Below are 24,866 nucleotides of genomic sequence, written 5' to 3'. Positions count from 1 at the left end.
GAAGCTCGCATCACTAGTTCGCCTGACGCTCGACGATCAGTAGGAAATCTGCCCGTCCACTATCTGGCCCCCTTGTGAGGAAAGCTCCCGTTTCAAGATCTCGCGAGCCTTAGGGCTGATGACTGCGGCTGGGGCAGCAATGGCCACCCGCGCTGCCGAACCGGCGAAATCGGCGGCTGTTACCCCGATCTTATCGGCATACGTCGCCTCTTCTCCGGCAAGGCTTTGTCCTGCAAGCCGCCGCCCAAGAAGGCGCACAATGCCGGGGGTATCGGCAAACGCGTTGTGGCCGAGTGGATCGCGCGGTGTGGTGTTGCTGGTGTCGATAACCGAGACGCCAAGCTCTTCAAGCACGGAAGCGTATGGCCTGAGATCGGTTCCACCGACGCGGCTAACTCCTCCCGAAAGCAGTCGGGAGACTTGCAGGGCCTTGTCATTGGTTGACGTAAAGATCGTGAAATGCGGTCGGGTGGCGCCCATCTCGATGAACTGGCGCCGAAACACGTCGATGTCGATATCCGGCGACGCGAAAACCACGTTCCTGACTTTCGTCGGGATGGTCTGGTCGCGCATGGCGATATCGCGCAGCGCCTCGGCCGTCAGCCATGCGCCCATCGAGTGAGCCAGGATCGTCACGTCGGCCACGTCGGGACTGCTTGTGGCCTGGAGGATCAGGTCTTCCAAGGCGCGACGTGAATAGTTGGTGCTTTCCTTGTCGTAGAGATAGTCGAATGGATCCCGCGCGACGGCCATGTGAAGAGAATCGGCGCTGCATCGGATCCGGTATCGTGAACGATCTGGGCGAAGCGGAAGACGGCATCGGCGTATGTGTTGTTGAAACCATGCACGAAGATGAGCACCTGTCGCTTGCCGTTGCGATTCTTGCGAACCCACTCAAGAACTGCGCGTTGCGAGGCGATTTTGTCTACGCTGAGTACGGCAAACTCCTTTTCGGGATTGGGTTTCAGCAGTAGGGGCCACTGGATCTGTCCGACGGTGCGGTTCCGATCCGGAGGAATGGACACGACTATCCTGTTGAGCGAGATCGCCGTTCCGCGATCGCCACTATAGAGCTGTCCGCGATCGTCAGATGGCTTGCGAGTCGTTGCGACCAGCATGTCGACATGGTCAGCATCACTGGCGGCAAAGGGGAGAGGTTGAAAGACGTTTTCGGGTCGAGTGGCGCAGCTGATCAACAGGCACACCATCGCAGGAACAAGCAGGCCTCGCCACCAACGCACACGAAACCTCAGCCTCGGCCAAGGGTGACGTTCTCTTCTCATCGGACGACGGCCAGACTTCGCAAAAACTGATCGGCTGCGAGAACGATGAAAGCGACCACGGTCATCATCAGAGCGCGCCGGAAGCGCGTCTGCTTGATGATCCTGACCCGAGACACTTTGAGCAGCTCGGCGGCAAGAACCGAGGTCCAATCGGAGGTTAGCGCCTCGCGGACGAAGTCCGCGAGATTGGCGAATGTGCCGGGGTCGACATAATAAACGTGCTGCTCGGAGCCACAGAACTTCTTCGCGACAAGATCCTTTTCCGCGCGGATCCGGCTCGGGTGAATCACCTGCCCGAACTGTAGAATCGGCATGATGAGAACGCCCCAGACGCCTGCGAAGAACAGTGGCCCGAGCGGCGCGTGCGTCGGCAGGAGATCGCCGAAATGGAGCACCAGATTTAGCGCCAGGATGTAGCCCACGCCGACGATTTGCGCCTTTGTGTCATAGGCACGTACCGTGGTCTGCGCTTCCTGCAGAGCAGCGAGCAGCATCTTGTCGGTGTAGTCGCGGGTGTTGCCTCTCCCGGGCATCGTGGAATCCATTTGAGGAATGTGGTTGGAGGGCCCTGCAACCCTCCGAGCTTGGTTCTTTTCGCAGCCATCACCCGGGGATGGTCGGGTCGCCAGCTGCTCATGAACCTGCCGTGGCTGACGACCGTCGCCGTTGCACACATCGACCGCGCCAATGCTGAACCGCATCTCGCCCGAACTGTCATGTCATGCTCCGAGGAATCATGCTCGCCGCGTGATCGGCCGCTGGCTGCACCTTTGGCGCGCTGATTGCCTCGAGAAACCCGGCCACCATCGGCATGGTGCTTTCAGTCAGCTCAAACTGTCCGGGAGCGCGGAGCCAATCGAGAACCGATCCATTGACCAAAAGCAGGAGGGCGCGCGCGGCCAATTCTGGTGAGAGGGCGGGCGCGAGCCGACCGCGGGTTGCGGCGAGCGCAATCACGGATTCGAACAATTTCTGGAGCGCCAGGTCCGCTTCCCGCTGACGCGTAACCACCGGCAGCATGTCCTCGGAATATTCGCAACGCAGCCAGAGTATCGAAAGGATGCGGGAACGTTCCGGATGAGCTTGGAACGCCTGCAGCCCGTCCCGGATTGCGTCTGCCAGCTCGCGCAATGGATCAAGATCAGGCTGAGTAGCGAGGCGAGCCGTAAGCCGATCGCCAAACTCCTCGTTCGGCATATTGGCCCGCCGCTCCAGCGCCGTGAAGATCTCCTGCTTGTCGCGGAAATGCCAGTAGACAGCCCCGCGCGTTACGCCTGCGGCACTTGCGATCTGTTCCAGGGTAGCGCGAGTCACGCCGCGCTCAAGGAAGACGTCGATGGCCGCGGCCAAGACGGCCTCGCGTGTCTGTTCGGCCTCGGCCTTGGTGCGTCTCATGAGTGAAGTCCTTCCTCTGCGTCAATTTTTACATACATCCACGACTTTCCCTATTTACATACATGCAAGAATGTATATAAGCAACCCCGAAATTGTCGAGGCCAGCGATTTCATCGGACTGGTCACAAAAAGAGGGTCTGTCATGAAGTCCGCATCCACACTTGCCTGCTTGGGATTAACTGTCTTCGCGTGCGTTGGTGCGTCCGCGCCACCACCACCGGACGTCCGCCCTGTGCGAACCGTGGTCGCCTCCGCCAGCACGGACGGGGAGCCCGTTTCGCTCACGGGCCATGTCCGCGCACGCACCGAGGAGAACCTTGCCTTCCGCATTGACGGCCGGATGATTAGCCGCAAGGCCAGCGTGGGGCAGGTGGTTCAGCCGGGCGACGTTGTCGCCGAAATCGATCCGCAGCCCCAGCAGGATGGACTGCATGCCGCACAGGCGCAGAATGAAGCAGCGCAAGCGGCCATCCACGAAGCCGCCAACACCCTGGAGCGTCAAAGGACTCTGCTCGGGCAGGGCTGGACCACCCGGGCCCAGTTCGATGCCGCCGAGAGGGCATATCTGAGCGCGAAAGCCCAAGTGGATTCCACGGCGGCCGTATTGCACACGGCCCAGGACCAGTTCGGCTACACCAAACTGGTCGCCGACTCGTCCGGCGCCGTGATCGCCACCGGGGCGGAGGCCGGGGAGGTTGTCAGGGCAGGTCAGACGATTGTCACGGTCGCACACGGTGACGGTGCCGACGCGGTATTCGACGTGCCCGCGAGCCTCATGCGCCAGGTCGCCCCTGACGCGTCGATCGACATCGCGCTGACCGATGATCCGTCGGTGCGCGCCGTTGGCCAGGTCCGAGAGGTGGCGCCACAGGCGGATCCCGTCACCCGGAGCTACCGGGTTAAAATTGGGCTCAGCGCCTGGCCGAAGGCGATGCGTCTTGGGGCAACAGTGACCGGCCAGACGCATATGCAGGTGGCGAGCGGCATAGATCTGCCGGCAACCGCCCTGACGACGGCCGGGGACCGGCCTGCGGTCTGGATCGTCGACGGCAAAACGCAGCAAGTCTCGCTTCGAACCGTCGACCTGCTTCGACAGGATTCTTCCCGCATCGTGATATCGCGAGGGGTCGAGAGCGGCGAAATCGTAGTGACCGCCGGCGTGCATGCGCTGAGGCCCGGCCAGAACGTCCGGCTGCTGGGAGCTTCCCAATGAACCGCTTCAATCTCTCCGCGTGGGCGCTCGCGCATCGTTCGGTCGTCTACTATCTGATGCTCGCTGTCCTTGTCCTTGGCATTGGGGCCTATCTGCAACTGGGTCGCAACGAGGATCCGACCTTCACCATCAAGACCATGGTGGTACAGGCGAGATGGCCTGGCGCCACGCTCGACGACACGCTGCACCAGGTAACCGAACGGTTGGAGCGCAAGCTTCAGGAATCACCTCATCTCGACTACCTGAAAAGCTTCACAAAGGCAGGCGAGTCCACCGTGTTCGTATACCTCAAGGGATCGACGCCCCCGAAGACGGTGGCGGATACCTGGTATCAGGTGCGCAAGAAAATCGAAGACATCAGGCTGACCTTGCCGCAGGGCGTGATCGGCCCGGTAGCCGATGATGAGTTCGGCGACACCTACGGCATCATCTATGGTTTCACCGCCGACGGGTATACCAACCGCGAGTTACGAGACTACGTGGAAAATGTCCGTTCTCGGCTCTTGCAGGTGCCTGATGTCGCCAAGGTAAATTTGATCGGCGCGCAGCCTGAGCGCATCTACATCGAGTTCTCGCCTCAAAAGCTCGCGGGCTACGGCCTTACCGCGGAAGCTCTGACAACAGCGCTGCAGGCTCAAAACGTCGTGGTTCCCTCGGGTGAGATCGTCACCGATCAGGAAGGCATCAAACTGCAGGTAAGCGGGGCGCTGAAATCCGAGAAGGATATCCTCGCCGTCAACTTCGCGGTGGGCGATCGCATCATTCGCCTTGCCGACATAGCTCAAGTGCGCCGCGAGGATGCCAACCCGCCAGATCCGATCTTCCGCATCAACGGCAAGCCTGGCTTGGGCATCGGGATCTCTATGCGCGACGGCGGCGACGTCCTGGCGCTCGGTCGCAACGTCGAAGAAACGATAAAGGAACTTAGGAAGGACTTGCCGGTCGGCATCGAGCCCACAATGATCGCCAACCAGCCGGAGACAGTCAGTCACGCTATCGGCGACTTCATGGAAGCGCTGTGGGAAGCGATCGCCATCGTCCTCGTTGTGAGCATTTTGAGCCTCGGCTTCCGCGCCGGCTCCGTTGTCGCAATCTCGATTCCGCTGGTCCTCGCAGTCGTGTTCGCGGCAATGCTGGCCTTCGGCATCGACCTTCAGCGTATCTCGCTTGGCGCCCTCATCATCGCTCTCGGCCTGTTGGTCGACGATGCCATGATCACCATCGAGACCATGGTGAGCCGTCTCGAACGTGGCGACGACAAGCCGACCGCGGCCGTCTTCGCCTACGCTTCGACTGCCATGCCGCGGCTTGCCGGGACGCTCGTCACCGTCGCAGGCTTTGTGCCAGTTGGTTTTGCGCGCAGCGACGCAGGCGAATACACTTTCTCACTCTTCGCCGTGGTGGCACTGTCTCTAATCGCTTCCTGGGTGGTGTCGGGCCTCTTTGCTCCTGTCGTGGGCGTTGCGCTCCTGGGAAAGCCAAAGCACTCGCATGGTGAAATGCTGAGCGCGCCGATGCGCTTGTTCAAGCGTGCTCTGTTGGCTGCAATGCGCGCCAAATGGATCACCATCCTTGTGACGGCGGGTCTCTTCGCTGCAGCCCTGGCCGGAGCCCGTCTCATCCCGCAGCAGTTCTTTCCGTCCTCCGATCGGCCTGAGTTGTTGGTGGATTTGAAGCTGCAAGACAACGCCTCGATTCTTGCGACAAACGAGGTCGTGCAACAGTTCGACGAGATCGTGGCCGCCGATCCTGACGTCGAGCATTTCTCGACCTATGTCGGTCAGGGCGCCATTCGCTTTTATTTGCCGCTCGACGTAGCCCTGCCGAATCCCTTCTTCGCGCAGTCAGTCATTGTCACCAAAGGCCTCAAGGAACGCGAGCAGGTTCGCGCGCGTCTCGAGAAGGCTTTGGCGACGCGGTTCCCGCAGGTCGTCGCGCGTGTCAATCCGCTGGAACTCGGTCCCCCTGTCGGCTGGCCGGTGAAATACCGAGTGGACGGACCAGACCCGGCCCAAGTTCGCTCCATTGCTCTCCAGGTTGCCGATGCCCTGGGCAAGACGGCGGGCCTCCGCAACGTCAACTTCGACTGGGTCGAGCCATCACGGGTTATGCGTGTCCGCGTCGACCAGGACCAGGCGAGACAGCTAGGCCTTAGCTCCGCCGTGGTGGCGACCGCACTCAATGCCATCGTCTCCGGCACGACGATGACGCAGGTTCGCGACGATATTTATCTGGTCGACGTGGTCGCGCGCGCCGAGCAGACAGAGCGGACCTCTCTTGAATCGCTTCGCTCATTGCAGATCCCGCTCCCGGGCGGGCGGGTGGTTCCCCTAAGGCAGATCGCAACCTTCGACTATTCCCAGGAATACCCGATCGTCTGGCGGCGTGATCGCGTTCCGACCCTGACCGTGCAGGCAGACGTGGTGCCTGGTGTGCTGCCGGCAACGGCCGTCCAGGCCTTTGAGCCTCAACTCGGCAAACTCGTGGCGGCGCTTCCAAGCGGCTATCACATCTCGACTGGCGGCTCGGTGGAGGAGAGTGGCAAAGCCCAAGCTTCGGTTATGGCGGTGCTGCCGGCGATGGGCCTTCTTGTGCTGACGATCCTGATGTTCCAGCTACAGAGCTTCCAGCGCATGTTCCTGGTCTTGAGTGTTGCTCCGCTCGGCATCATCGGCGTGGTGGCGGCCCTGCTGCTTGCGCAAGCTCCGATGGGCTTCGTCGCGATCCTCGGCGTGCTGGCGCTGACCGGCATGATCGCGCGCAATTCGGTCATCCTGATCGATCAGATCGAGACCGAGAGGAGGACCGGCGCCCATCCGTGGGACGCCGTCGTCACAGCCGCGCTCCATCGGACACGTCCGATCTTGCTCACGGCGGCCGCCGCGACACTCGGCATGGTGCCGATCGCGCCGACTGTCTTCTGGGGGCCTATGGCCTTCGCAATCATCGGCGGCCTCGCTGTCGCGACGGTTCTTACCCTGATCTTCCTGCCGGCTCTCTATGTCGCGTGGTTCCGGATCAGTGAACCGCATCAGGCTGAATCCTACACGGAGCCAACGGAGACAGGAATCCTTGCGTTGCAGGCGTGAAAGATCGGCGGGCCACGGATCGGCAGTGGCTCGCCTCGCGGAGTTTCAGGAGCAGCCTTGCCCGGAGCTACAGACCGAACGCGGTTATAGGCGATATAAGTGCCCGTCGCACGCCGCATGGACCTCCGGCCGATTCCGGCTGGGGGATTCTCGGGAGACCAAGGAGCCATCCAGTCCTCGGGTGAGATGGTCGTTAACACGCATTCAAGGGCTTGCCGACGTGAACCGATGATTTCCGCCTCCTGATCGACAGCGCTCTGTTGTCGGCCTCAAGCGAGTTTAGCGCTCCCGACCCCCTAATCCTGTGCGACCCGCGTTTTATGCTGTCGGCGCGACAGATTGGCTCGGCGCACGGTTTGGCAAAACTCGTACAGTGCAAAGACATCAAATTTAAATGACGCAACCTTATTCTGGTGCGAGAATCCCGCGTTGGCTGATGCTTGCGAGGAAAGCCGTGCACGACACGCAGCACAAAGGCAAAGTCGGAACCTCGAGGTCGTCGAAGGCTGCGGCGAATGGTTCGTCCGTGTGATCGGCGGTGGTGAGGAAACCATCTGCCAATTCGACCTCGAATCCTTTGCCCTGGCCTATGCTGAGGGCCAAAGACTTCGCTTGAAGCTGGGTGCTATCAAGCGCCTTTAAACACCTGCCACGCCGATAGGGCAGGCGAGTCGGAAGAAAGGCCATGTCGATAAATCCCGAACCGACAAACGTCGCGGCGTCGGTGGACGCCATTCTCGACGAGTTGCAGGACCGTCCCTTTTCGTCCATGCAAGCCGCCATAGCCATGCTGCGGGAGCGGACCGGTACAGAGCGATCGGATGCTGATCTGAAGGGCTTGATCATCAAGAAGGCTGCTGCGCGGGGCATTCAATTTTTTGACGAGAAAAGCAGCACCGCAAATTGAGCCAAACCTGTTTATCTCGGCTCGTTGTTCATGCTCAGATAGGTGGGGTCGAACTCGGCAAGCCTGGCAAGTTGGTCCCAGTCCAGAATGGTGACCACATGGTTCGTCCAGGTGATCACCTTGATCTTCTTCAAGCCTCCGATCACCCGGTTCATGTGCACGACTGACAACCCAAGCACGTCGGCCATTTCAGCCTGTGACAACGGCAGATGGAAGCTCATCCCGTTGGTTCGTTTCACCGCCTGCAGGCGCACGAACAATTCGCACATGAGATGGGCCAGATGCGAGGTCTTGGAACGGCGGCCCATCGCCACGATCCATTCGCGATGAATGGCGCCGTCGACCAACGTGTCGAGCCACAGCAACCGGGTCAGGTGAGGGGCCTGTTCGGTAATGACTTTCAGCTTGTTGTGATCCGCGAACATCACCCGGCAAGGCGACAGCGCGACGATACCGTGATCCATGGTCTTGAGCAAAAGGGCGTGGAGATCGACAAAGTCGCCGGGCACCTGCAAGGACGTGAACTGCCGGCCGCCGTCCTCGAGCACTTTATAGCGTGCCGCGAGGCCATCCAGCAGCATGGTGCTATAGGTTGGCCGGGACCCCGCCTTGACCAGATCCTGCCCCTTTTCGAACTCCCGTCCGAAACAAACCGTTTCGGCCAACAAGGCCTTCTCTTCGTCCGAAAGTGTGTCGTGCTGGCCGAGTTGCAGATAGAGAGACTCTAACATGATGGCCTCGAAGGGATCGGGGTTGAACCGCCGATCGCCAAATGTCTCGGACGCAAGGATAGCATTCGGAACCTAGGCCTTGGGAGGATGGCGGACACTATCATTTGACACCCCGAGTGCATTATGGCGCAAACGCCGGAGCGGACAGGGAACCACCAGCGTCGCCAAGTATTTAGCACGCTAGAGGTGTTCAAGGCTGCCCGAAAATGAAACGGTATCATTTCGACCTTTATAACGGCGATGGCCTCGTGCCGGACGACGATGGCCAGCAGTTCGAATCGCGAGAACAAGCGAGAGCAGAAGCCATCCGCATTTTGCAGGATGTCGCCCGCGACGAGATGCCGGATCGCGATCTCGTCAAGATCACCGTCAAGGTGCGCAACGAGGCCGGTGCCCAGGTGCTCGAGGCGTCGCTTGTCCTGACCGCCTTGTGGAGCGCGTGACTTTGACCCGGTCAGCGTAGGAGTCGCTCAGGAATTTGCACCACATTTTCCGATCCAGGCAGCTCAAAGGCCATGGCCAACCGACGCAAGGAGGCCATTTCCACGATCAGCTCTTCAATTGAACGGTCCGGCAAACCCGTCTTCACTTTCTGCCTTACCCTTGCTGTGAGTTCATGAACCCGGACAGGCGCGAAAAGCGCGTTGTCGTCCAGCAACCTGCTGATTTCGATCACCACATCGGCGTCAATGTCTTTCGGCAATTCCCGCATGGGCGTCACCTTTGATCTCGAAGCGGCCCGAAGCGATCAGGCATTGCGCACCAGAAGGCATGCCGGACGCGCGGATCGATCACTGGATTCATAAAACCACCCGCCCAGCGTGTCACGAAAAAACATCTGTACGAAAATAATCAAACGGCTGGCTCCCGCAATCCATGCATGAAGACCGGCACTAGCTCGCCGATTGGCTATCGACCGCGCTTCGGTTTCGACGAAGCAATGGGCAGAAAAAGACTTCTTTTTGCGATCCGGTCCGGATGCTCTCTTGCGGACCTTAAAACACGCAAGGCTCGCTGGGAGGCGACGCCCAAACAAGAGCGGCTGCCGAAACACAGCCGGCATACGCCGCTTGCATGAGGCCGATGCCGGCAACAGCCATAGGGGAACGACGACAATGAAGACATTCCGAAATTGCCTGATGGGCGCGGTCGGCGCAGGCCTGCTGGGCCTGGGGCTTGCGGCGCCAGCCAACGCAGGCGCCATCCGTCTTGGCATGACGACCTGGGTAGGCTACGGGCCGCTGTTTCTTGCCCGCGACCTTGGTTACTTCAAGGAGGCCGGCGTCGATGTCGACCTGAAGATCATAGAAGAATCAGCGCTTTACATGGCGGCGGTCGCCGGCGGCGATCTCGATGGCGCCGCCTCCACCGTCGACGAGCTGATGAAGTACCGCTCCGACGATCTCTGTTTCAAATACGTCCTGGCGCTGGACGACAGCCACGGCGGTGATGGCGTCGTGACGCAGCCCGACGTCAAGGCGCTCAAGGATCTGAAGGGCCTGCAGGTGGCCTTGAACGAGGGCTCCGTTTCCGAATTCTGGTTCAACGTGCTCCTGAAAAAGGAAGGCATGACCGAGGACGACGTCACCATCACCAACATGACCGCCGATGACGCGGCGACCGCCTTCATCGCCGGCCAGGTTCCCGCCGCGGTGACCTGGGAGCCGCACCTAACCGAAGTCCGCAAGGGCGGCAAGGGCAAGGTGCTGATCGATTCCACGACCACCCCTGGCCTGATCGTCGATGTGATCGCCCTCAAATGCGATTTGATCGAAAAGCATCCGGAGGACGTAAAGGCTCTCGTCAAGGGCTATTACAAGGCGGTCGAATACATCAAGACCAATCCGGAAAAGGCATATGAGATCATGGCCAAGGGCATTGGCGGCTATCTCGAGAAGCCCGAGGATTTCGCCGCCGGCGCCAAGGGCGTGCGCTATTACGACCGCGATCGCAACCTGGAATTCTTCGGCACGCCGCAGAAGAGCGAGGCGTCCGACCTGGTGAATTTTGCGCAGGACATCTGGGGCAAGGCCGGCAAGCTCAAGATGACGATCGACGCGAAGACAATCCTCGACACCGGTTTCATCAGGGAACAGTGAGCCTTCGGGAAGCCGGGTCGGTCCGTCTGGGCCGAACCCGGTTTCCGACAGGCCAGAACTTCGCGCTTCAGAAGACAAACGGAGGCCATCCCATGGCACAGAGGCGGACGGCGTGGACGCGCCTGACGACCCCATTCGCCAACATTCCCGCCAGCACGGCAACAACACTCGCGCTGGCGATGTGGGTGGTGGTGATCGGCGGCTGGGCTTTGCTGTCCTATGGCCGCGTCGTGCCGAACATGTTCCTGCCGACGCCCGGAACCGTTCTGCAGACGACCTATCGTATGTCTTTGGACGGCAGCCTTTTCTACCACACCTTGACCAGCGCCAAGGTGGTGATCCTGGGCTTCATCGTCTCCTCGCTGATCTCGGTGCCGCTGGGACTGTGGATGGGGACCTACCGAGTGGTGCAGGCGCCGCTGGAGCCCTTGGTCAACTTCATCCGCTACCTGCCTGTGACCTCCTTCGTACCCCTGTTCATCCTTTGGATCGGCATCGGCATCGAACAGCGCATAGCGGTCATCTTCTTCGGCACCTTCTTCCAGCAACTGGTGATGATTTCCGACTGTGCGCGCAGCGTATCCAGGGATCTGGTCAACGCCTCATACACTTTGGGCACCAAGCGCAGCGAAGCCGTGTGGCACGTCATTTTCCCGGCCGCGCTTCCAGCCATCCTCGACACGCTTCGCGTCACCATGGGTTGGGCCTGGACCTATCTGGTCGTGGCCGAGCTCGTCGCCGCGTCGAGCGGCCTCGGCTATATCAGCCTGAAGGCGATGCGAGGCTTCCAGGTCGATGTGATTTTCATGGCGATCGCCGCGATCGGGCTTCTGGGCCTCATCACCGACACGGCGTTCCGCATCGTCCGGGCAAGGGTCGCGCCATGGGCACCCTGATTTTGAACGCAAGCTCGCAAACCGCTGCCGGATCAAGGATGGCAATGACCGAAACCATCAAGGCGAAAAATCTGGCCGGCACGGCCTCGACGACCGGTGATCCGCGCTCGACCGGCACGACGATGGCCATCGAAGACGTGACATTGCGTTACGGCGACGCCAACGGCGTGCTGGCACTGGACGATGTGTCGCTGGAGGTGGCGAGGAATGAATTCTGCGTCATCGTCGGCCCTTCGGGATGCGGCAAATCCAGCCTGCTCTACCTTGCGGCCGGCCTCAATGACGCGACTTCGGGCAGCATCAAGGTAGATGGCAGGGAAGTTATCGAACCTGGCCCCGACAGAGGCATGGTGTTCCAGAGCTACACCTTGTTTCCCTGGCTCACGGTGCGCGCCAACATCGAGTACGGGCCGAGGCGCAAGGGCCTGCCGGCGGAGCAGCGCAAGCAGATCGTCGACCAGTATCTCGACGAGGTCGGCCTCGCGCCCTTTGCCGACCACTACCCCGCTCAGCTTTCCGGCGGCATGAAGCAACGCGTGGCGATCGCGCGTGCGCTTGCCAACGACCCGGCCGTTCTGTTGATGGACGAGCCCTTCGGCGCCCTGGACAGCCAGACCCGCGGCACCATGCAGAAACTGCTTTTGCGTGTCTGGGAGCGGCAGCAAAAAACGGTCCTGTTCGTCACCCACGATATAGACGAGGCGCTCGTCCTGGGCGATCGCGTCCTGGTGATGACGGCGAGGCCCGGCAAGATCAAGGCCGAGATCAAGGTCGACATCCCCCGGCCGCGCTCGATGGACGTAATCCTCGAACCCGAGTTCATCGCACTCAAGCGCCGTATCCTCGGCCTCTTGCACGACGAGATCGACGAGGATCATTAAACTAGCCTCTCGACACAGGGATTCTGAAAAGGTTGCAGGCTTGTCGGCGGCAAGATTTTCACCGTACATTTCCGTGAAATCAGCGCAGACGTTGGGGATTGGCGGAAACCTCTCGGCTTCGTCATCCACGGGCGAAGCGGACGCGGAGACCCGAGGATCCATTCCGTGACCTTGGCCGAGGGATGCAGCGGGGCAGAATTCTTCACCGCGGCAACGCCTCGGCGTCACGGCATGGATTCCAGGGTCTGCGCGCGTCGCTTCGCTCCTTGCTCCGCCCTGGAATGACGACGTTTGGGAGGGCTTAAGGCAATTCCGGACGTTTGCGATGATTCACCGAAGCAGCGGCGACCTATTTGCCACCCTTGTGTCCCGAGCCGAGGATCATCTCGGAAACCTTCTGTCCGATCATCATGGTTGGCGCGTTCGTGTTGCCGCCGATCAGCTTCGGCATGACTGACGCATCCGCGACCCGGAGCCCGTCCACGCCGCGCACTTTCAGCGTCGCCGGATCGACGACCGCCATCGCGTCGGTCCCCATCTTGCAAGTCCCGACCGGGTGGTAGACGGTCAGCGCCTCGGCACGCAGATAGGCGAGGATCTCGTCGTCGCTGCGAACATACTTGCCCGGAAGCATTTCCTTGCCACGCACCGGATCGAACTCGGATGCGGCGAGGATCTTGCGCGCGATCTTGATGCCTTCGACAAGCACCATCGCGTCGTCTTCCTCCGCGAAGAAACGGTGGTCGATCAGAACGTCGCGCCGAGAACTGTCGCGTGACAATCTGATCTCGCCCACGCTTTTGGGTCTGAGCACGCAGGTATGAATGGCATAGCCATGGCCATATTCGATGAGCCTGCCGCGGTGGCTGCGATAGCCCGGCACGAAGTGGAACTGAATGTCGGGCAGGCCGTTCGCATGCCTGGTTTTCGCGAAGCCGCCAGCCTCGACATAATTGGTGGTGAGCATGCCCTTGCGGCGCGCGAAATACTGGAAGGGTGCTGCCGCGATGCGGGGCAGGTTGGCAAGCGACAGGCCGAGCGTCCTGGTGCTCTTGGAGCGCACGGTGATCATGCCGTCTATGTGGTCCTGCAGGTTCTTGCCGACGCCGGCAGGTCGACAACCGGCGTGATGCCGATCTGCCGCAACTCGTCCGCGGGGCCGACGCCGGACGCCATCAGGATCTTGGGTGAGTTGATGGCTCCGGCACAGAGCACGATCTCGCGGCTGGCCGAGAGCATTTTCTCCTGGCGGTCATGGCGCACGCGCAGTCCAGTCGCGCGCCCTTCGGCGATGACAAGGTCGATCACCTCGCATGCGCTGAGCAGGGTCAAGTTCTTGCGATCGAGCACCGGACGCATGAAAGCGGTGAAGCTGCTGAAGCGCTGGCCCCGATTCTGCGTGACGTTGTAGATGCCGACGCCGAACTGGCTCTCGGCGTTGAAGTCTTCGTTGGCGGGCAGGCCGGCATTTTCACCGGCCTTGACGAACATGCGGGAAAGCACGTTTGGATCGCGCGGATTGTCGACCAAAAGCTCGCCGTCCGTGCCGTGATAGCGCGGGTCCTGAGCGATCAGGTTGCGCTCCAGTTTCCTGAACACAGGCAGCACGTCGCTATAGGCCCAGCCGGCGCAGCCGAGCCCGGCCCATTCGTCATAGTCCTCAGCGGCGCCGCGAATATAGACCATCGAGTTGATCGAGCTCGATCCGCCCAGCGCCTTGCCCCGGTTGACCGGAATGCTGCGGTTGTTGAGATGGGGCTGTGGCACGCCGACGAAACAATAGTCGTAGTTCGGGTTGCCATAGAGCGACAGAATGCCTGCGGGCACCCTGACCCGCAGGCTGTTGTCGCTGCCGCCTGCCTCTATCAGGCACACTCTGACCGAGGGATCGGCACTCAGCCGATTGGCCACCACGCAGCCGGCCGAACCCGCGCCGACGACGATGTAATCATAGTTTTCAGTCTTCATGGCGGCCCCTCGAGAATGCCGGCGCTCGAGGCATTGCGAACGGACCGCCGCAGTAGCGCATCCTGTTCCGCAACCAGTTCCGTGCCGACCCATGCCCGGCTTCGCCCGCCACGCCATGCGGCTGCGGACCCGATCGCTGAAACTGTAGATGCGTCTGTCGGCGCGAGAAATTCGGAAATGGTTACGCGTGACTTCGGAGATTCGTTATGGGCGCCCACCGGCACGTGCTGCTACTTGTGAGCGCCAATAGCGAGACGACCGGATGGCGCAAGAGGCTTGTCCGGAACACGGGCGAAATGGATCACCCCAGGCTGCGTCTGCCAGCCGCCGGAAATCGGCTTTCGTCCCGTGCGGCAGGAGCTGTCGGATGGTCAGGAGAGGACTGGGCATGTCGGTTGAGACGATAGACACGCTTGTCGTTGGCGGCGGCCAGGCGGGGTGGCCATGAGCGAGCACCTGAGCAAGTGCGGGGTGCCCCATCTCGTTCTCGAACGCGGCCGCATTGCCGAGCGCTGGCGCTCGCAGCGGTGGGATTCCCTGGTTGCCAATGGCCCGGCCTGGCACGACCGCTTCCCGGGCATGGAGTTTCCGCTTACGGGTCCCGATGGCTTTCCCTCCAAGGAGGAGGTTGCCGATTATTTTGTCGCTTACGCAAAGCAGATCGATGCGCCGATCCGCAGCGGCGTCGAAGTCAGGCTTGTGGAAAGAAATGTCGGCCGGCCCGGATTCCGCGTTGAGACGTCCGATGGCGTGATCGAGGCAAACAGCATCGTCGCCGCGACCGGACCTTTCCAGGTCCCCGTCATCCCGCCTCTCGTCCCCAAGGAGGCAGGCATCCTGCAAATCCATTCCAGTGCCTACCGCAATCCCGGTCAACTGCCAAAAGGCGCAGTGCTGGTGGTCGGCGCGGGATCCTCGGGCGTGCAGATCGCCGACGAACTCCAGCGTGCGGGAAGACGCGTCTACCTCTCGGTCGGCCCGCACGATCGCCCGCCGCGGGCCTATCGCGGGCGCGACTTCTGCTGGTGGCTGGGCGTTCTCGGCAAATGGGACCTCGAAACCCCCGGACCGGGCACGGAACATGTGACGATCGCGGTGAGCGGCGCGCGCGGCGGCGAAACCATCGATTTCCGTCGTCTGGCGGCGCAGGGACTTACCCTTGTCGGCATGACAAGGACCTACCAGGACGGGCTGATGAGCTTCGCGCCCGATCTTGCCAGAAACATTGCCCGCGGCGACGCGAATCTGATGTCGCTGCTGGACGAGGCCGACGCCTATGTCGCGCGCAACGGTCTCGACCTTCCCGAAGAGCCCGCCGCCCGACGGATCGAACCGGATCCCGAATGCATGACCAATCCGATCCGCGAACTGCACCTGGCCGAGGCCGGGATAGCGGCAATCATCTGGGCGACGGGTTTTGCCGCCGATTACAGTTGGCTGAAGGTCGATGCCTTTGATAATAAGGGCCGGCCGAGGCATCAGCGCGGCATCTCGACGGAACCCGGAATCTATTTCCTGGGCTTGCCCTGGCAGTCGCGCAGGGGATCGAGTTTCATCTGGGGCGTCTGGCACGACGCAAAGCACGTGGCCGACCGTATCTCGACGCAGCGCAAATATCTGGCCTACCACGCCGCCAAGAAACCCGAGCCCGTCGACGCCTGACCAGAGCTGTCGACAGCTGCAAGCCCGACCTGATGGAGACCGACATGGCGCACACGCGAATTCGCAAATTCAATACCAAGGATACCTATCCCGAGCAGAAGCTCGACAATGATCTGTGCCAGGCGGTCGTCACGCGGGGCGGCCGCACGATCTATCTGCGCGGCCAATGCCCGCAGGATCTCGACACGGCCAAGACCATCGACAGCCACGATCCGGTCGAGCAGACCCACAAGGTCATGCAGAACATCAAGCAACTCATCGAGGAATGCGGCGGCACGATGGAGCATCTGGTGAAGGTGGTGATCTATCTGACAGACGTGCGCCATCGCGAAGCCGTCTACCGGACGATGGGCGAATACATCAAGGGCGTGCATCCGGTTTCGACCGGCCTGGTCGTGTCGGCCCTGGCGCGGCCGGATTGGCTGGTCGAGATCGACGGCACCGCCGTCATTCCGGATGATGGCACAGCCATCATCCGGGATGATGGCAAGGCTGTCATCCAGGACTGAGTGTCATGACCTTTTCGATAGTGGCGCGCTGCCGGCGCACGGGCATGTTCGGGGTGGCGGTATCCTCGTCGTCTCCCGCCGTCGCGGCACGCTGCGCCTACGCGCAGGCAGGTGTCGGCGCGGTCGCCAGCCAGAACGTCACGGACCCGACGCTCGGGCCGCGAGCGCTGGAGTTGATGGCGCGCGGCGCTTCCGCGGCCGAGGCCGTCGCGATCCTGAAGCGCACGGCAGCATTCAGCGAATACCGGCAGGTGCTGGCGGTCGACGCGGCCGGCGGCAGCGCAATCCATTCGGGACCGAAAGCGCTCGGCATCTGGGCCGAAGCGCGCGGCGAGGATGTCGCCTGCGGCGGCAACCTGCTTGCCAGCGACAGGGTTCCGCAAGCCATGGTCGATGCCTTTCTCGCCTCCGAAGGTGATCTCGGCGACAGGCTGATCGCCACCATGCGGGCCGCACTCGCGGCTGGCGGGGAGGCGGGGCCGGTCCGCTCGGCCGGCATGAAGCTGGTGCGCGATGTCTCATGGCCCATCGCCGACCTGCGTTGCGACTGGACCGAAGCGTGTCCGGTCGAGCAGTTGGCGACGCTGTGGGAAATCTACAAGCCTCAGCTCGACGCCTATGTCACGCGCGCCCTCAATCCGTCCGGTGCGCCGAGCTACGGCGTTCCGGGTGACGAATAGTCCGACATCTGGAGCCAGCATGAGCGAACTCAGTCATAAGGATTGGATCGGCAAGGCGTCGGCGATCCGTTTTCGTGACCGGGCGTTCATCGACGGCAAGGCGGTGCCGGCCAGCTCCGGCCGGACCTTCGCCAGCATCAATCCGGCTACGGGCGCAACGCTCGCCGAGGTCGCTTCCTGCGGCGAAGAGGACATCGACCTCGCCGTCGCCGCGGCGCGGCGCAGTTTTGAGGCTGGCGTCTGGTCGCGAACCAGCCCTCAGCATCGCAAGCACGTGCTGCTGCGGCTGGCGGTATTGTTGCGCGAGAACCTGCAGGAGCTGGCGCTGCTGGAATCGCTGGACATGGGCAAGCTGGTCAAGGATGCAGCGACCATCGACGTGCCGGGGTCGGCGGCGATCTTCCAGTGGTACGCCGAAGCGATAGACAAGGTCTATGACGAGGTGGCGCCAACGGGCCGGGGCGACCTCGCCTTGGTGCGGCGTGAGCCGCTTGGGGTCGTTGGCGCCGTCGTGCCGTGGAACTTTCCGCTCGACATGGCGACCTGGAAATGCGCGCCCGCGCTGGCCGCTGGCAATTCGGTGGTGCTGAAACCCGCCGAGCAATCGCCATTCTCGGCGCTCAGGCTGGCCGAGCTTGCCATGGAGGCGGGCCTGCCCGCCGGCGTGCTCAATGTGGTGCCCGGCCTCGGCGAGACGGCTGGCCAGGCGCTTGGCCGCCATATGGATGTGGATTGCCTCGCCTTCACGGGATCGACCGCTGTCGGCAAGATGTTCTTGCAATATTCCGGCCAGTCGAACATGAAGCAGGTCTGGCTGGAGACCGGCGGCAAGAGCCCCAATCTGGTGTTCGCCGATTGCGGCGATCTGGATGCCGCCGCCGACATGGCCGCCTTCGGCATCTTCTTCAACCAGGGACAGGTATGCTCGGCCAATTCCCGGCTTCTTGTGGAGCGCGGCATCAAGGATGCGCTGGTCGAGAAATTGGCAGAGCGCGCAACCGCGACCCAGCCCGGCGATCCTCTCGACCCAGCATCCAGGATGGGTGCGATGGTGGACGCGCGCCACGCCGCGACTGTGATGCGTTTCATCGATGGCGGCAGGAAGTCGGCACGGCTGGTGACCGGCGGCGACCGCGTCGCCGTCGACGGGCGCGGCAGTTTTGTGCAACCCACGATCTTCGATAACGTCTCGCCCGACGACCCGCTTGCCCGCGACGAGATCTTCGGTCCGGTCCTGTCGGTGATCGCCTTCGACACCGAAGACGAGGCGCTTCGCATCGCCAACGATAGTGTCTACGGCCTGGCTGCATCGCTGTGGACCGACAGCTTGTCGCGGGCGCATCGCCTCGCGGAAAGGCTGCGCGTGGGCACGGTTTCCGTGAATACCGTCGATGCGCTGAGCCCGATGACTCCCTTCGGCGGTTTCAAGCAGTCCGGTTTCGGGCGCGACCTGTCGCTGCACGCGCTGGACAAATACACCGCGCTGAAGACCACCTGGATCAAGTACTGAGGAGTGGCCGCGACTTGATCACCAGCCGCAAACCGGCAACATAGCCACCATGCCGCTCCGCTTCACGCTCAGACAGCTCGAATATTTCGTCGCCGTTGGCGAAGCGGGTTCGATCGCCAAGGCGGCCGAGCAGGTGAATGTCTCGCCGCCATCGATCTCGGCGTCGATCGCCCAGCTCGAAGCCGAGTTCGGTGTCCAGCTTTTCGTGCGCAAGCACTCGCATGCCCTGGCGCTCACCGCGGGCGGGCGCCTGTTCCTCAAGGAAGCCGCGCGCCTGCTCAACGACGCTGACGCGCTGCACGACATTGCCGGCGACATCGCCGAAAAGGTGCGCGGACCGCTGGCGATCGGCTGCCTGCTCACTTTCGCGCAGATCGTGCTGCCGGCGCTGCGCAAGAAATTCGAGGATGCCTATCCCGATGTGCGCGTCCGGCAATTCGAGCGCAACCAGGGGCAATTGTTCGAGATGCTGCAGCGTGGCGAGATAGACGCCGCGCTGACCTATGATCTCGAGCTGTCGCAGGACATGACCTTCGAGCCGCTGATGCAGTTGCCGGCCTATGTGATGCTTCCGGCCGCGCATCGCCTGGCGGCGAAGGCAGGCATCACGCCCGAGGAACTCGTTGATGAGCCGATGGTGCTGCTCGATCTGCCCTACAGCCGCGAATATTTCCTGTCGGCCTTCCAGCCCAGGGGCCTGCGGCCCAGGATCGTCGAGCGCACCGGTGACATCGCCGTGATGCGCTCGATGGTCGCCAATGGCTTCGGCTACGGTATCGCCAATATGCGGCCGCTCAACACCATGTCGCCGGACGGAAAATTGCTGGTCTTCGTGCCTTTGCTGGGGGACCTCAGGCCGCTGACCATAGGCATTGCCTTGCCGAACGCCGAACATCGCACACTGACGGTGCAGGCATTCATCGACCACTGCCGCCGCTTCGTCGTCGAGCAGGGCGTCTTCGGCACCGAACGCATCGTGAAGTGAGGGCTGCCATTCGCATCACGGCCAGCCGTCCGTGAGCCGTTCCAGCAATCTGTCCAGCATCCCGTCGCAACGCCGCAGCTGTTCGACGCTGACAAATTCATCCGGCTTGTGTCCCTGCGCCATCGAGCCCGGCCCGCAGACGACGGCAGGCGTGCCGAGATCGCGGCTGAACAAGCCGCCTTCCGTGCCGAACGCGACTTTCATCGTGTCGTTGGCACCGGTCAGCGATTTGACGAAAGCCACCGCCTCCGATGCGGCCGGCGTGTCGAGGCCCGGATAGGTGTTGCTGATCTCGATTTCGACCGCGGCCTCGGCCGCGATCGAGGCGGCGTCCTCAGCGATGCGCGCCGCGGCAATGCGCAGCCTGTCGAGAATGCCGGCGGCATCGTCGGCGGCAACGTTGCGGATCTCGAAATCGACCTGGCACAGGTTGGGCACGATGTTGAGCGCGACGCCGGCATTGATCTTACCGACATGCACCGTCGTGTAGGGAATGTCGTAGTCGCCGTCGCGGGAGCCGTCGCGTGCCAGCCGCTCCTGTTCGTCGCGCAAGGCGCGCACGAAATCGCAGCCGAGATGGATGGCATTGAGCGCCAGCGGGGCGAGCGCCGAATGGCCTTCGCGTCCCCTGCAGATGGCGCGAGCGGCAAGCTTGCCCTTGTGCCCGGTCGCCACCTGCATGTTGGTCGGCTCGCCGACGATGCACAGCAGCGGGCGTTGCGGCGCTGCGCTCAGCATTTCAATCAGGTCGCGCACGCCCAGGCAGCCGACTTCCTCGTCATAGGAGAGCGCCAGATGCAGCGGCGTCCGAAGCGCCATCTTGGACGCCTTGACGCAGGCCGCGAGCGCGGAGGCCACAAAACCCTTCATGTCCGTAGCGCCGCGTCCATAAAGCTTGCCGTCACGCTCGGTCATTTCGAACGGCGGCAGCGTCCAGTTCTGGCCGTCGACGGGAACGACGTCGGTATGGCCGGACAGCATGACACCGGGCCGGTCGGTCGGGCCGATGGTGGCAAAGAGGTTGGCCTTGTGTCCGTCCGCGCTGTGGACGATCTGGCAGGCAACTTCGCTCGCTTCGAGCAAGTCGGTCACATAGCCGATCAGGTCGAGGTTCGAGTCGCGGCTCACCGTCGGGAATGCGATCAGCCTTTCGAGTATCCTGATGCTGTCCATGTTCCAGTCTCGCTGTCGGGTCTTGGCTGTCTAGCATCATGCCGCCAATGCCCTGAAGTCGCATTTCGCTCAGCCCCGGTTCAACACAGACTAATCCGCGCCGGCGCGCGCGATTAGGCGCGTCCTAATCGGCGCAGAAGAAATCCGTAGTTTTCCCGCGCCGGCTCCAACTTATGAGTAGTCTCGGCGGAGACCGGCGGTGCCGGGCCGGCACGGAGGAAACATCATGCGCGACTCACGCTACGACATCCTGTTCGAGCCGATGAAGATAGGTCCGGTAACGGCCAAGAACCGCTTCTATCAGGTTCCGCATTGCAATGGCGGCGGCTATCGAGATCCGTCGGCCGCGGCCGAGATGCGCCGCATCAAGTCGGAAGGCGGATGGGGCGTCATCTTCACCGAGCAGACGGAGATGCACCACACTTCCGAGATCACGCCTTTCATCGAATTGCGGCTATGGGACGACGCCGACATTCCGGCCTTGGCCAAGATGGCGAGAGCCATGCACGAGCACGGCGCGCTGGCTGGCATCCAGCTCGCCTATTCCGGGATCAACGGTCCCAACCTCTACACCAAGGAGGTGCCGCGCGGGCCGTCGGCCCTGCCGATCCGCACCTTCACCAACGATCCGGTGCAGGCGCGCGCCATGGACAAGCAGGACATCCGCGACCTGCGTCGCTGGCACCGCAATGCCTTCAAACGCGCGAAGCGGGCGGGTTTCGACCTGGTATGCCTCTATGGCGCGCACGGCTTCGGCATCATCCAGCATTTCCTGTCGACGGCCACCAATCAGCGCGGCGACGAATATGGCGGCTCGCTGGAAAACCGTTCGCGGCTGATGCGCGAGCTGATCGAGGAAGGGCGCGACGCGATCGGCGACACCTGCGGCCTGACGCTCAGGCTGTCGCTGGACGAGATGATCGGCGAGCTCGGCCTCGCCAATTCGGAAGTCCGCGACATGATCGAGATGCATGCCGAACTGCCCGATCTGTGGGATCTCGCGCACGGCGCATGGGAGGATTGCTCCGGCCCGTCGCGCTTCAAGGAAGAGGCGGCGCAGGAAAACCTGGTGTCGGGCATCAAGAAACTGACCTCGAAGCCGGTCGTCGGCGTCGGCCGCTTCACCTCGCCCGACGTGATGGTGAGGATGATCAGGTCGGGCACGCTCGACTTCATCGGCTGCGCCCGCCCGTCGATCGCCGATCCCTTCCTGCCGAGGAAGGTCGAGGAGGGCCGCATCGAGGACATTCGCGAATGCATCGGCTGCAATATCTGCATCACCGGCGACATGACCATGTCGATCTCGCGCTGCACGCAGAACCCGACCTTCATGGAGGAATGGCGCAAAGGCTGGCATCCGGAGCGCATGCAGGCCAAGGGCGACAGCGAGAGCGTGCTGATCGTCGGCGCCGGGCCTGCCGGGCTGGAGGCCGCGCGTGCGCTCGGCCTGCGCGGCTATAAGGTGGCCATCGCGGAATCGGGTACCGAGCTTGGCGGGCGCGTGGCGCGCGAAAGCAAACTTCCAGGCCTGTCGGCCTGGGGCAGGGTGCGCGACTATCGGCAGTATCAGCTCGGCCAGATGCCTGACGTCGACATCTATTTCGAAAGCCGGCTGACGGCGGATGACATCCTGTCTTTCGGCTTCCAGAACGTCGCCATCGCCACCGGATCGACCTGGCGCCGCGATGGCGTCGCCCGAGCCCATGTCGTGCCGATGCCGATCGACGCCGCGATGCCGGTCCATACGCCCGATGATCTGATGGCCGGCAAGGTACCAGGCGGCAAGGTCGTGCTGTTCGACGACGACCACTACTACATGGGCGGCGTACTCGCCGAGCTGATGGCACGGCAGGGAACGAAGGTGACCTTGGTGACGCCATCGGCCTATGTCTCGGACTGGACCCGCAACACGCTGGAGCAGGGTGCCATCCACCGCCGCCTGGCGGAGCTGGGAGTCGATATCGTGCTCAACAGGAGCGTCGTGAGTGTCGCTTCTGGCGGTGTCGTGACGGCTTGCGTCTACACCGGCGCAACACAGAATCTGGCAGCGGATGCCGTCGTCCTGGTTACCTCGCGCAATCAGGACGACGCCGTTTGGCGCGATCTCAAGGCCCGGGAAAACGAGTGGGCCGACAATGGCATCCGTTCGGTCAAGGTCATCGGCGACGCCGAAGCGCCGGGGCCCATCGCATGGGCAACCTATGCCGGCCACCGCTTCGCCCGCGAGCTGGACGAACCCGACATCGGCGACGCATTGCCGTTTCGGCGAGAAGTCACGGCGCTGGCGGCGGAATAGATCGTTCAGCGAATGCTGGGATGTAGGGCGCGCGGTGCGTGACATGCCCACGCCCCGTGCAGCCTTGCCATCCGTGTTCAGTCGGCCGGCCGATCCGTGACCGAACGCCGCCTGTCGATCCATAGAGCAAGCAAGGTACAAGCCGCGCCCGAGAGCAGGTAGGCACCCGCGGCGATGAGGCCGAAATTGCCGGCCAAAAGCAGTGCCGCGAGCGGCGCGAAGCCGGCGCCGAACATCCAGGCGAGATCCGAGGTTATCGCCGAGCCGGTATAGCGATGCCGTCTCGAAAAGCTCGATGCGACGACGCCCGACGATTGCCCGAAGCTCAGCCCCAGCAGGATGAAGCCCAGCACCATGAACAGGGCTTCGCCGACGGTGCCGCCATCCAGGAGTTGCGGGGCAAAGCCGCTGAACGTCGCGATGGCGATCGCCGAACCGCCGAGCAGCGCGCGGCGTCCGACCCGATCGGCGAGCGGGCCCGATGCGACGATGGCGGCGATGCCGAACAGCGCGCTCACCGTCTCGATCGCCAGGAAGCGCGCCGGCCCCTCATTGGTGAACAGGAACACCCAGGAGAGCGGGAACACCGTCACCATGTGGAACAGGGCGAAACTCGCCAGCGGCGCGAAGGCGCCGATGACGACGTTGCGGCCCTCGGCCCTGATCGTGTCCCTTATGCGCGTCGGCTGGAGGTCGCCGCTCTCGTACAGTTTCGAGAATTCTGGCGTCACCACGATGCGCAGCCTGGCGAACAGGGCCACGACATTGATGGCGAACGCGACGAAGAACGGATAGCGCCAGCCCCAGGCAAGAAAGTCGTCGGCCGACAGGTTGGCGACGAAGAAGGCGAAGAGAGCGCTGGCCACGATAAGGCCGATCGGCGCCCCCAGTTGCGGGATCATGGCATAGAAGCCGCGCCGGTTCCGTGGCGCGTTCAACGCCAGCAGCGAGGGCAGGCCGTCCCACGTCCCGCCGAGCGCCACGCCCTGCCCGATGCGGGCCAGTGCCAAAAGCCAGATCGCGACCGCGCCGATATCGCCATAGGCCGGCAGAAACGCGATGGCGACGGTCGAGGTGCCGAGCAGGAACAGTGCGATCGTCAGTTTTGCACCGCGACCGTAGGCGCGATCGACGGCCATGAACAGGACGGAGCCGAAGGGACGGGCGATGAAGGCCAGAGCGAAGATGGCGAAGGAGTAGAGCGTTCCGACGAGCGGATCATGCGTCGGAAACACCAGCTTGGGGAACACGATGACGGACGCGATCGCATAGACGAAGAAGTCGAAGAATTCCGACGTCCTGCCCACGATCACGCCGACCGCGATATCGCCCGCGCTGACCTGGCCATGATGCGAGCCGATCAGCTCGCTGTTTGTTTCGGCAGTCGAAGTCTGAGCCATCTTGTCCGTCGCCACCGCGTGGATGAAATTCCCGGGACGCATTTGTAGCAATCCCATTGTGCAATGCACACTGCGCCAGACCCGGCCCGGCTGGGCATTGGACGAATTGTCCAATGTCACCGCGCCGTCGCCGGCAGTAGCCCTTTGCCGATACCGCACTGCAACATCGCAACACGTTGCGACGGTCCA

Annotated in this window: 21 protein-coding genes and 2 pseudogenes; 13 read left to right on the top strand and 10 right to left on the bottom strand. The window is 62.5% G+C overall.

The annotated features are described in order from the left end of the window. Positions 1 to 36 precede the first annotated feature (36 nt). From EJ077_RS25225 to EJ077_RS25215, 3 genes and pseudogenes are all read right to left on the bottom strand, one after another. Positions 37 to 1,208 (bottom strand): annotated as a pseudogene (locus EJ077_RS25225) (alpha/beta hydrolase). Between the two features lie 71 nt (positions 1,209 to 1,279). Further along, the gene (locus EJ077_RS25220; protein ID WP_208697166.1) at positions 1,280 to 1,816 is read right to left on the bottom strand and encodes a hypothetical protein; all 537 of its coding nucleotides are present in this window, start codon (positions 1,814 to 1,816) and stop codon (positions 1,280 to 1,282) included. A gap of 181 nt (positions 1,817 to 1,997) precedes the next feature. Then, a complete protein-coding gene (locus tag EJ077_RS25215) occupies positions 1,998 to 2,678 on the bottom strand; it encodes a TetR family transcriptional regulator (RefSeq protein WP_208697165.1) in 681 nt (226 codons plus the stop codon). Between the two features lie 70 nt (positions 2,679 to 2,748). Between EJ077_RS25215 and EJ077_RS25210 the strand changes: the two genes are divergently transcribed. Continuing rightward, positions 2,749 to 3,891 (top strand): efflux RND transporter periplasmic adaptor subunit, encoded by a 1,143-nt coding sequence (locus EJ077_RS25210; protein ID WP_208697163.1) that lies wholly within the window; start codon positions 2,749 to 2,751, stop codon positions 3,889 to 3,891. Then, positions 3,888 to 6,980: an efflux RND transporter permease subunit gene (locus EJ077_RS25205; protein WP_208697161.1), complete on the top strand. Its 3,093-nt coding sequence runs from the start codon at positions 3,888 to 3,890 to the stop codon at positions 6,978 to 6,980. The genes EJ077_RS25210 and EJ077_RS25205 overlap by 4 nt, the downstream gene beginning before the upstream one ends. 405 nt (positions 6,981 to 7,385) lie before the next feature. Here the strand turns inward: EJ077_RS25205 and EJ077_RS25200 are convergent, their stop codons facing one another. Then, positions 7,386 to 7,667 (bottom strand): hypothetical protein, encoded by a 282-nt coding sequence (locus EJ077_RS25200; RefSeq protein WP_208697159.1) that lies wholly within the window; start codon positions 7,665 to 7,667, stop codon positions 7,386 to 7,388. On the opposite strand from EJ077_RS25200, the gene EJ077_RS25195 reads away from it, so the two are divergent. Then, positions 7,666 to 7,887, top strand: a complete 222-nt coding sequence (locus EJ077_RS25195; RefSeq protein WP_208697157.1) for a hypothetical protein — start codon at positions 7,666 to 7,668, stop codon at positions 7,885 to 7,887. The genes EJ077_RS25200 and EJ077_RS25195 overlap by 2 nt on opposite strands. 11 nt (positions 7,888 to 7,898) lie before the next feature. Here the strand turns inward: EJ077_RS25195 and EJ077_RS25190 are convergent, their stop codons facing one another. Continuing rightward, positions 7,899 to 8,618, bottom strand: a complete 720-nt coding sequence (locus EJ077_RS25190) for a Crp/Fnr family transcriptional regulator (protein ID WP_208697155.1) — start codon at positions 8,616 to 8,618, stop codon at positions 7,899 to 7,901. A gap of 206 nt (positions 8,619 to 8,824) precedes the next feature. Between EJ077_RS25190 and EJ077_RS25185 the strand changes: the two genes are divergently transcribed. Next, on the top strand, positions 8,825 to 9,061 hold the full coding sequence (locus EJ077_RS25185) for a DUF6894 family protein (RefSeq protein WP_208697153.1): 237 nt from the start codon (positions 8,825 to 8,827) through the stop codon (positions 9,059 to 9,061). 11 nt (positions 9,062 to 9,072) lie between these two features. Here EJ077_RS25185 and EJ077_RS25180 read toward each other — a convergent pair whose 3' ends face one another. Continuing rightward, positions 9,073 to 9,330, bottom strand: a complete 258-nt coding sequence (locus tag EJ077_RS25180; RefSeq protein WP_208697151.1) for a hypothetical protein — start codon at positions 9,328 to 9,330, stop codon at positions 9,073 to 9,075. Positions 9,331 to 9,733: 403 nt separating this feature from the next. Here EJ077_RS25180 and EJ077_RS25175 point away from each other — a divergent pair, with 403 nt between their 5' ends. The 3 genes from EJ077_RS25175 (at position 9,734) to EJ077_RS25165 (ending at position 12,494) form a co-directional block, all read left to right on the top strand. Further along, on the top strand, positions 9,734 to 10,717 hold the full coding sequence (locus EJ077_RS25175; RefSeq protein ID WP_208697149.1) for an ABC transporter substrate-binding protein: 984 nt from the start codon (positions 9,734 to 9,736) through the stop codon (positions 10,715 to 10,717). A gap of 92 nt (positions 10,718 to 10,809) precedes the next feature. Next, entirely contained in the window at positions 10,810 to 11,613 is an 804-nt protein-coding gene (locus EJ077_RS25170) for an ABC transporter permease (protein ID WP_136092599.1), read from the top strand. 122 nt (positions 11,614 to 11,735) lie between these two features. Continuing rightward, the gene (locus EJ077_RS25165) at positions 11,736 to 12,494 is read left to right on the top strand and encodes an ABC transporter ATP-binding protein (protein WP_210212178.1); all 759 of its coding nucleotides are present in this window, start codon (positions 11,736 to 11,738) and stop codon (positions 12,492 to 12,494) included. Between the two features lie 349 nt (positions 12,495 to 12,843). On the opposite strand, the gene EJ077_RS32415 is transcribed toward EJ077_RS25165, so the two are convergent. Together EJ077_RS32415 and EJ077_RS32410 are read right to left on the bottom strand one after the other, a co-directional pair. Beyond that, positions 12,844 to 13,566: a GMC family oxidoreductase gene (locus EJ077_RS32415; protein ID WP_245458549.1), complete on the bottom strand. Its 723-nt coding sequence runs from the start codon at positions 13,564 to 13,566 to the stop codon at positions 12,844 to 12,846. Positions 13,567 to 13,571: 5 nt separating this feature from the next. Then, the gene (locus EJ077_RS32410; protein ID WP_245458548.1) at positions 13,572 to 14,462 is read right to left on the bottom strand and encodes a GMC family oxidoreductase; all 891 of its coding nucleotides are present in this window, start codon (positions 14,460 to 14,462) and stop codon (positions 13,572 to 13,574) included. Positions 14,463 to 14,850: 388 nt separating this feature from the next. Between EJ077_RS32410 and EJ077_RS25155 the strand changes: the two are divergent. The 5 genes and pseudogenes from EJ077_RS25155 to EJ077_RS25135 all read left to right on the top strand — a co-directional run bounded on the left by EJ077_RS25155 (position 14,851) and on the right by EJ077_RS25135 (position 19,808). Next, positions 14,851 to 16,124 (top strand): annotated as a pseudogene (locus tag EJ077_RS25155) (flavin-containing monooxygenase). A 44-nt stretch (positions 16,125 to 16,168) separates the two neighbouring features. Further along, the gene (locus EJ077_RS25150; RefSeq protein WP_208697145.1) at positions 16,169 to 16,633 is read left to right on the top strand and encodes a RidA family protein; all 465 of its coding nucleotides are present in this window, start codon (positions 16,169 to 16,171) and stop codon (positions 16,631 to 16,633) included. 5 nt (positions 16,634 to 16,638) lie between these two features. Then, complete coding sequence (locus EJ077_RS25145) at positions 16,639 to 17,313, top strand: DUF1028 domain-containing protein (RefSeq protein WP_208697143.1); 675 nt, start codon at positions 16,639 to 16,641, stop codon at positions 17,311 to 17,313. A gap of 19 nt (positions 17,314 to 17,332) precedes the next feature. Beyond that, complete coding sequence (locus tag EJ077_RS25140; RefSeq protein WP_208697141.1) at positions 17,333 to 18,823, top strand: aldehyde dehydrogenase; 1,491 nt, start codon at positions 17,333 to 17,335, stop codon at positions 18,821 to 18,823. 49 nt (positions 18,824 to 18,872) lie between these two features. After that, entirely contained in the window at positions 18,873 to 19,808 is a 936-nt protein-coding gene (locus EJ077_RS25135; RefSeq protein WP_208697139.1) for a LysR family transcriptional regulator, read from the top strand. A 15-nt stretch (positions 19,809 to 19,823) separates the two neighbouring features. Here EJ077_RS25135 and argE read toward each other — a convergent pair whose 3' ends face one another. Next, positions 19,824 to 20,981 (bottom strand): acetylornithine deacetylase, encoded by a 1,158-nt coding sequence (gene argE, locus EJ077_RS25130; protein WP_208697137.1) that lies wholly within the window; start codon positions 20,979 to 20,981, stop codon positions 19,824 to 19,826. Positions 20,982 to 21,207: 226 nt separating this feature from the next. Here argE and EJ077_RS25125 point away from each other — a divergent pair, with 226 nt between their 5' ends. Then, positions 21,208 to 23,277 carry an NAD(P)-binding protein gene (locus tag EJ077_RS25125; RefSeq protein ID WP_208697136.1) on the top strand — a complete coding sequence of 690 codons (2,070 nt, stop codon included), beginning with the start codon at positions 21,208 to 21,210 and terminating at the stop codon, positions 23,275 to 23,277. Between the two features lie 77 nt (positions 23,278 to 23,354). Here the strand turns inward: EJ077_RS25125 and EJ077_RS25120 are convergent, their stop codons facing one another. Continuing rightward, a complete protein-coding gene (locus tag EJ077_RS25120; protein ID WP_208703129.1) occupies positions 23,355 to 24,677 on the bottom strand; it encodes an MFS transporter in 1,323 nt (440 codons plus the stop codon). Between the last annotated feature and the right edge of the window lie 189 nt (positions 24,678 to 24,866).

The sequence above is a fragment of the Mesorhizobium sp. M8A.F.Ca.ET.057.01.1.1 genome (genome assembly GCF_003952565.1).
Lineage (GTDB): Bacteria > Pseudomonadota > Alphaproteobacteria > Rhizobiales > Rhizobiaceae > Mesorhizobium.
The sequence above is the reverse complement of the archived record's forward strand: the minus strand, read 5'-3'. Positions and strand labels throughout refer to the sequence as shown.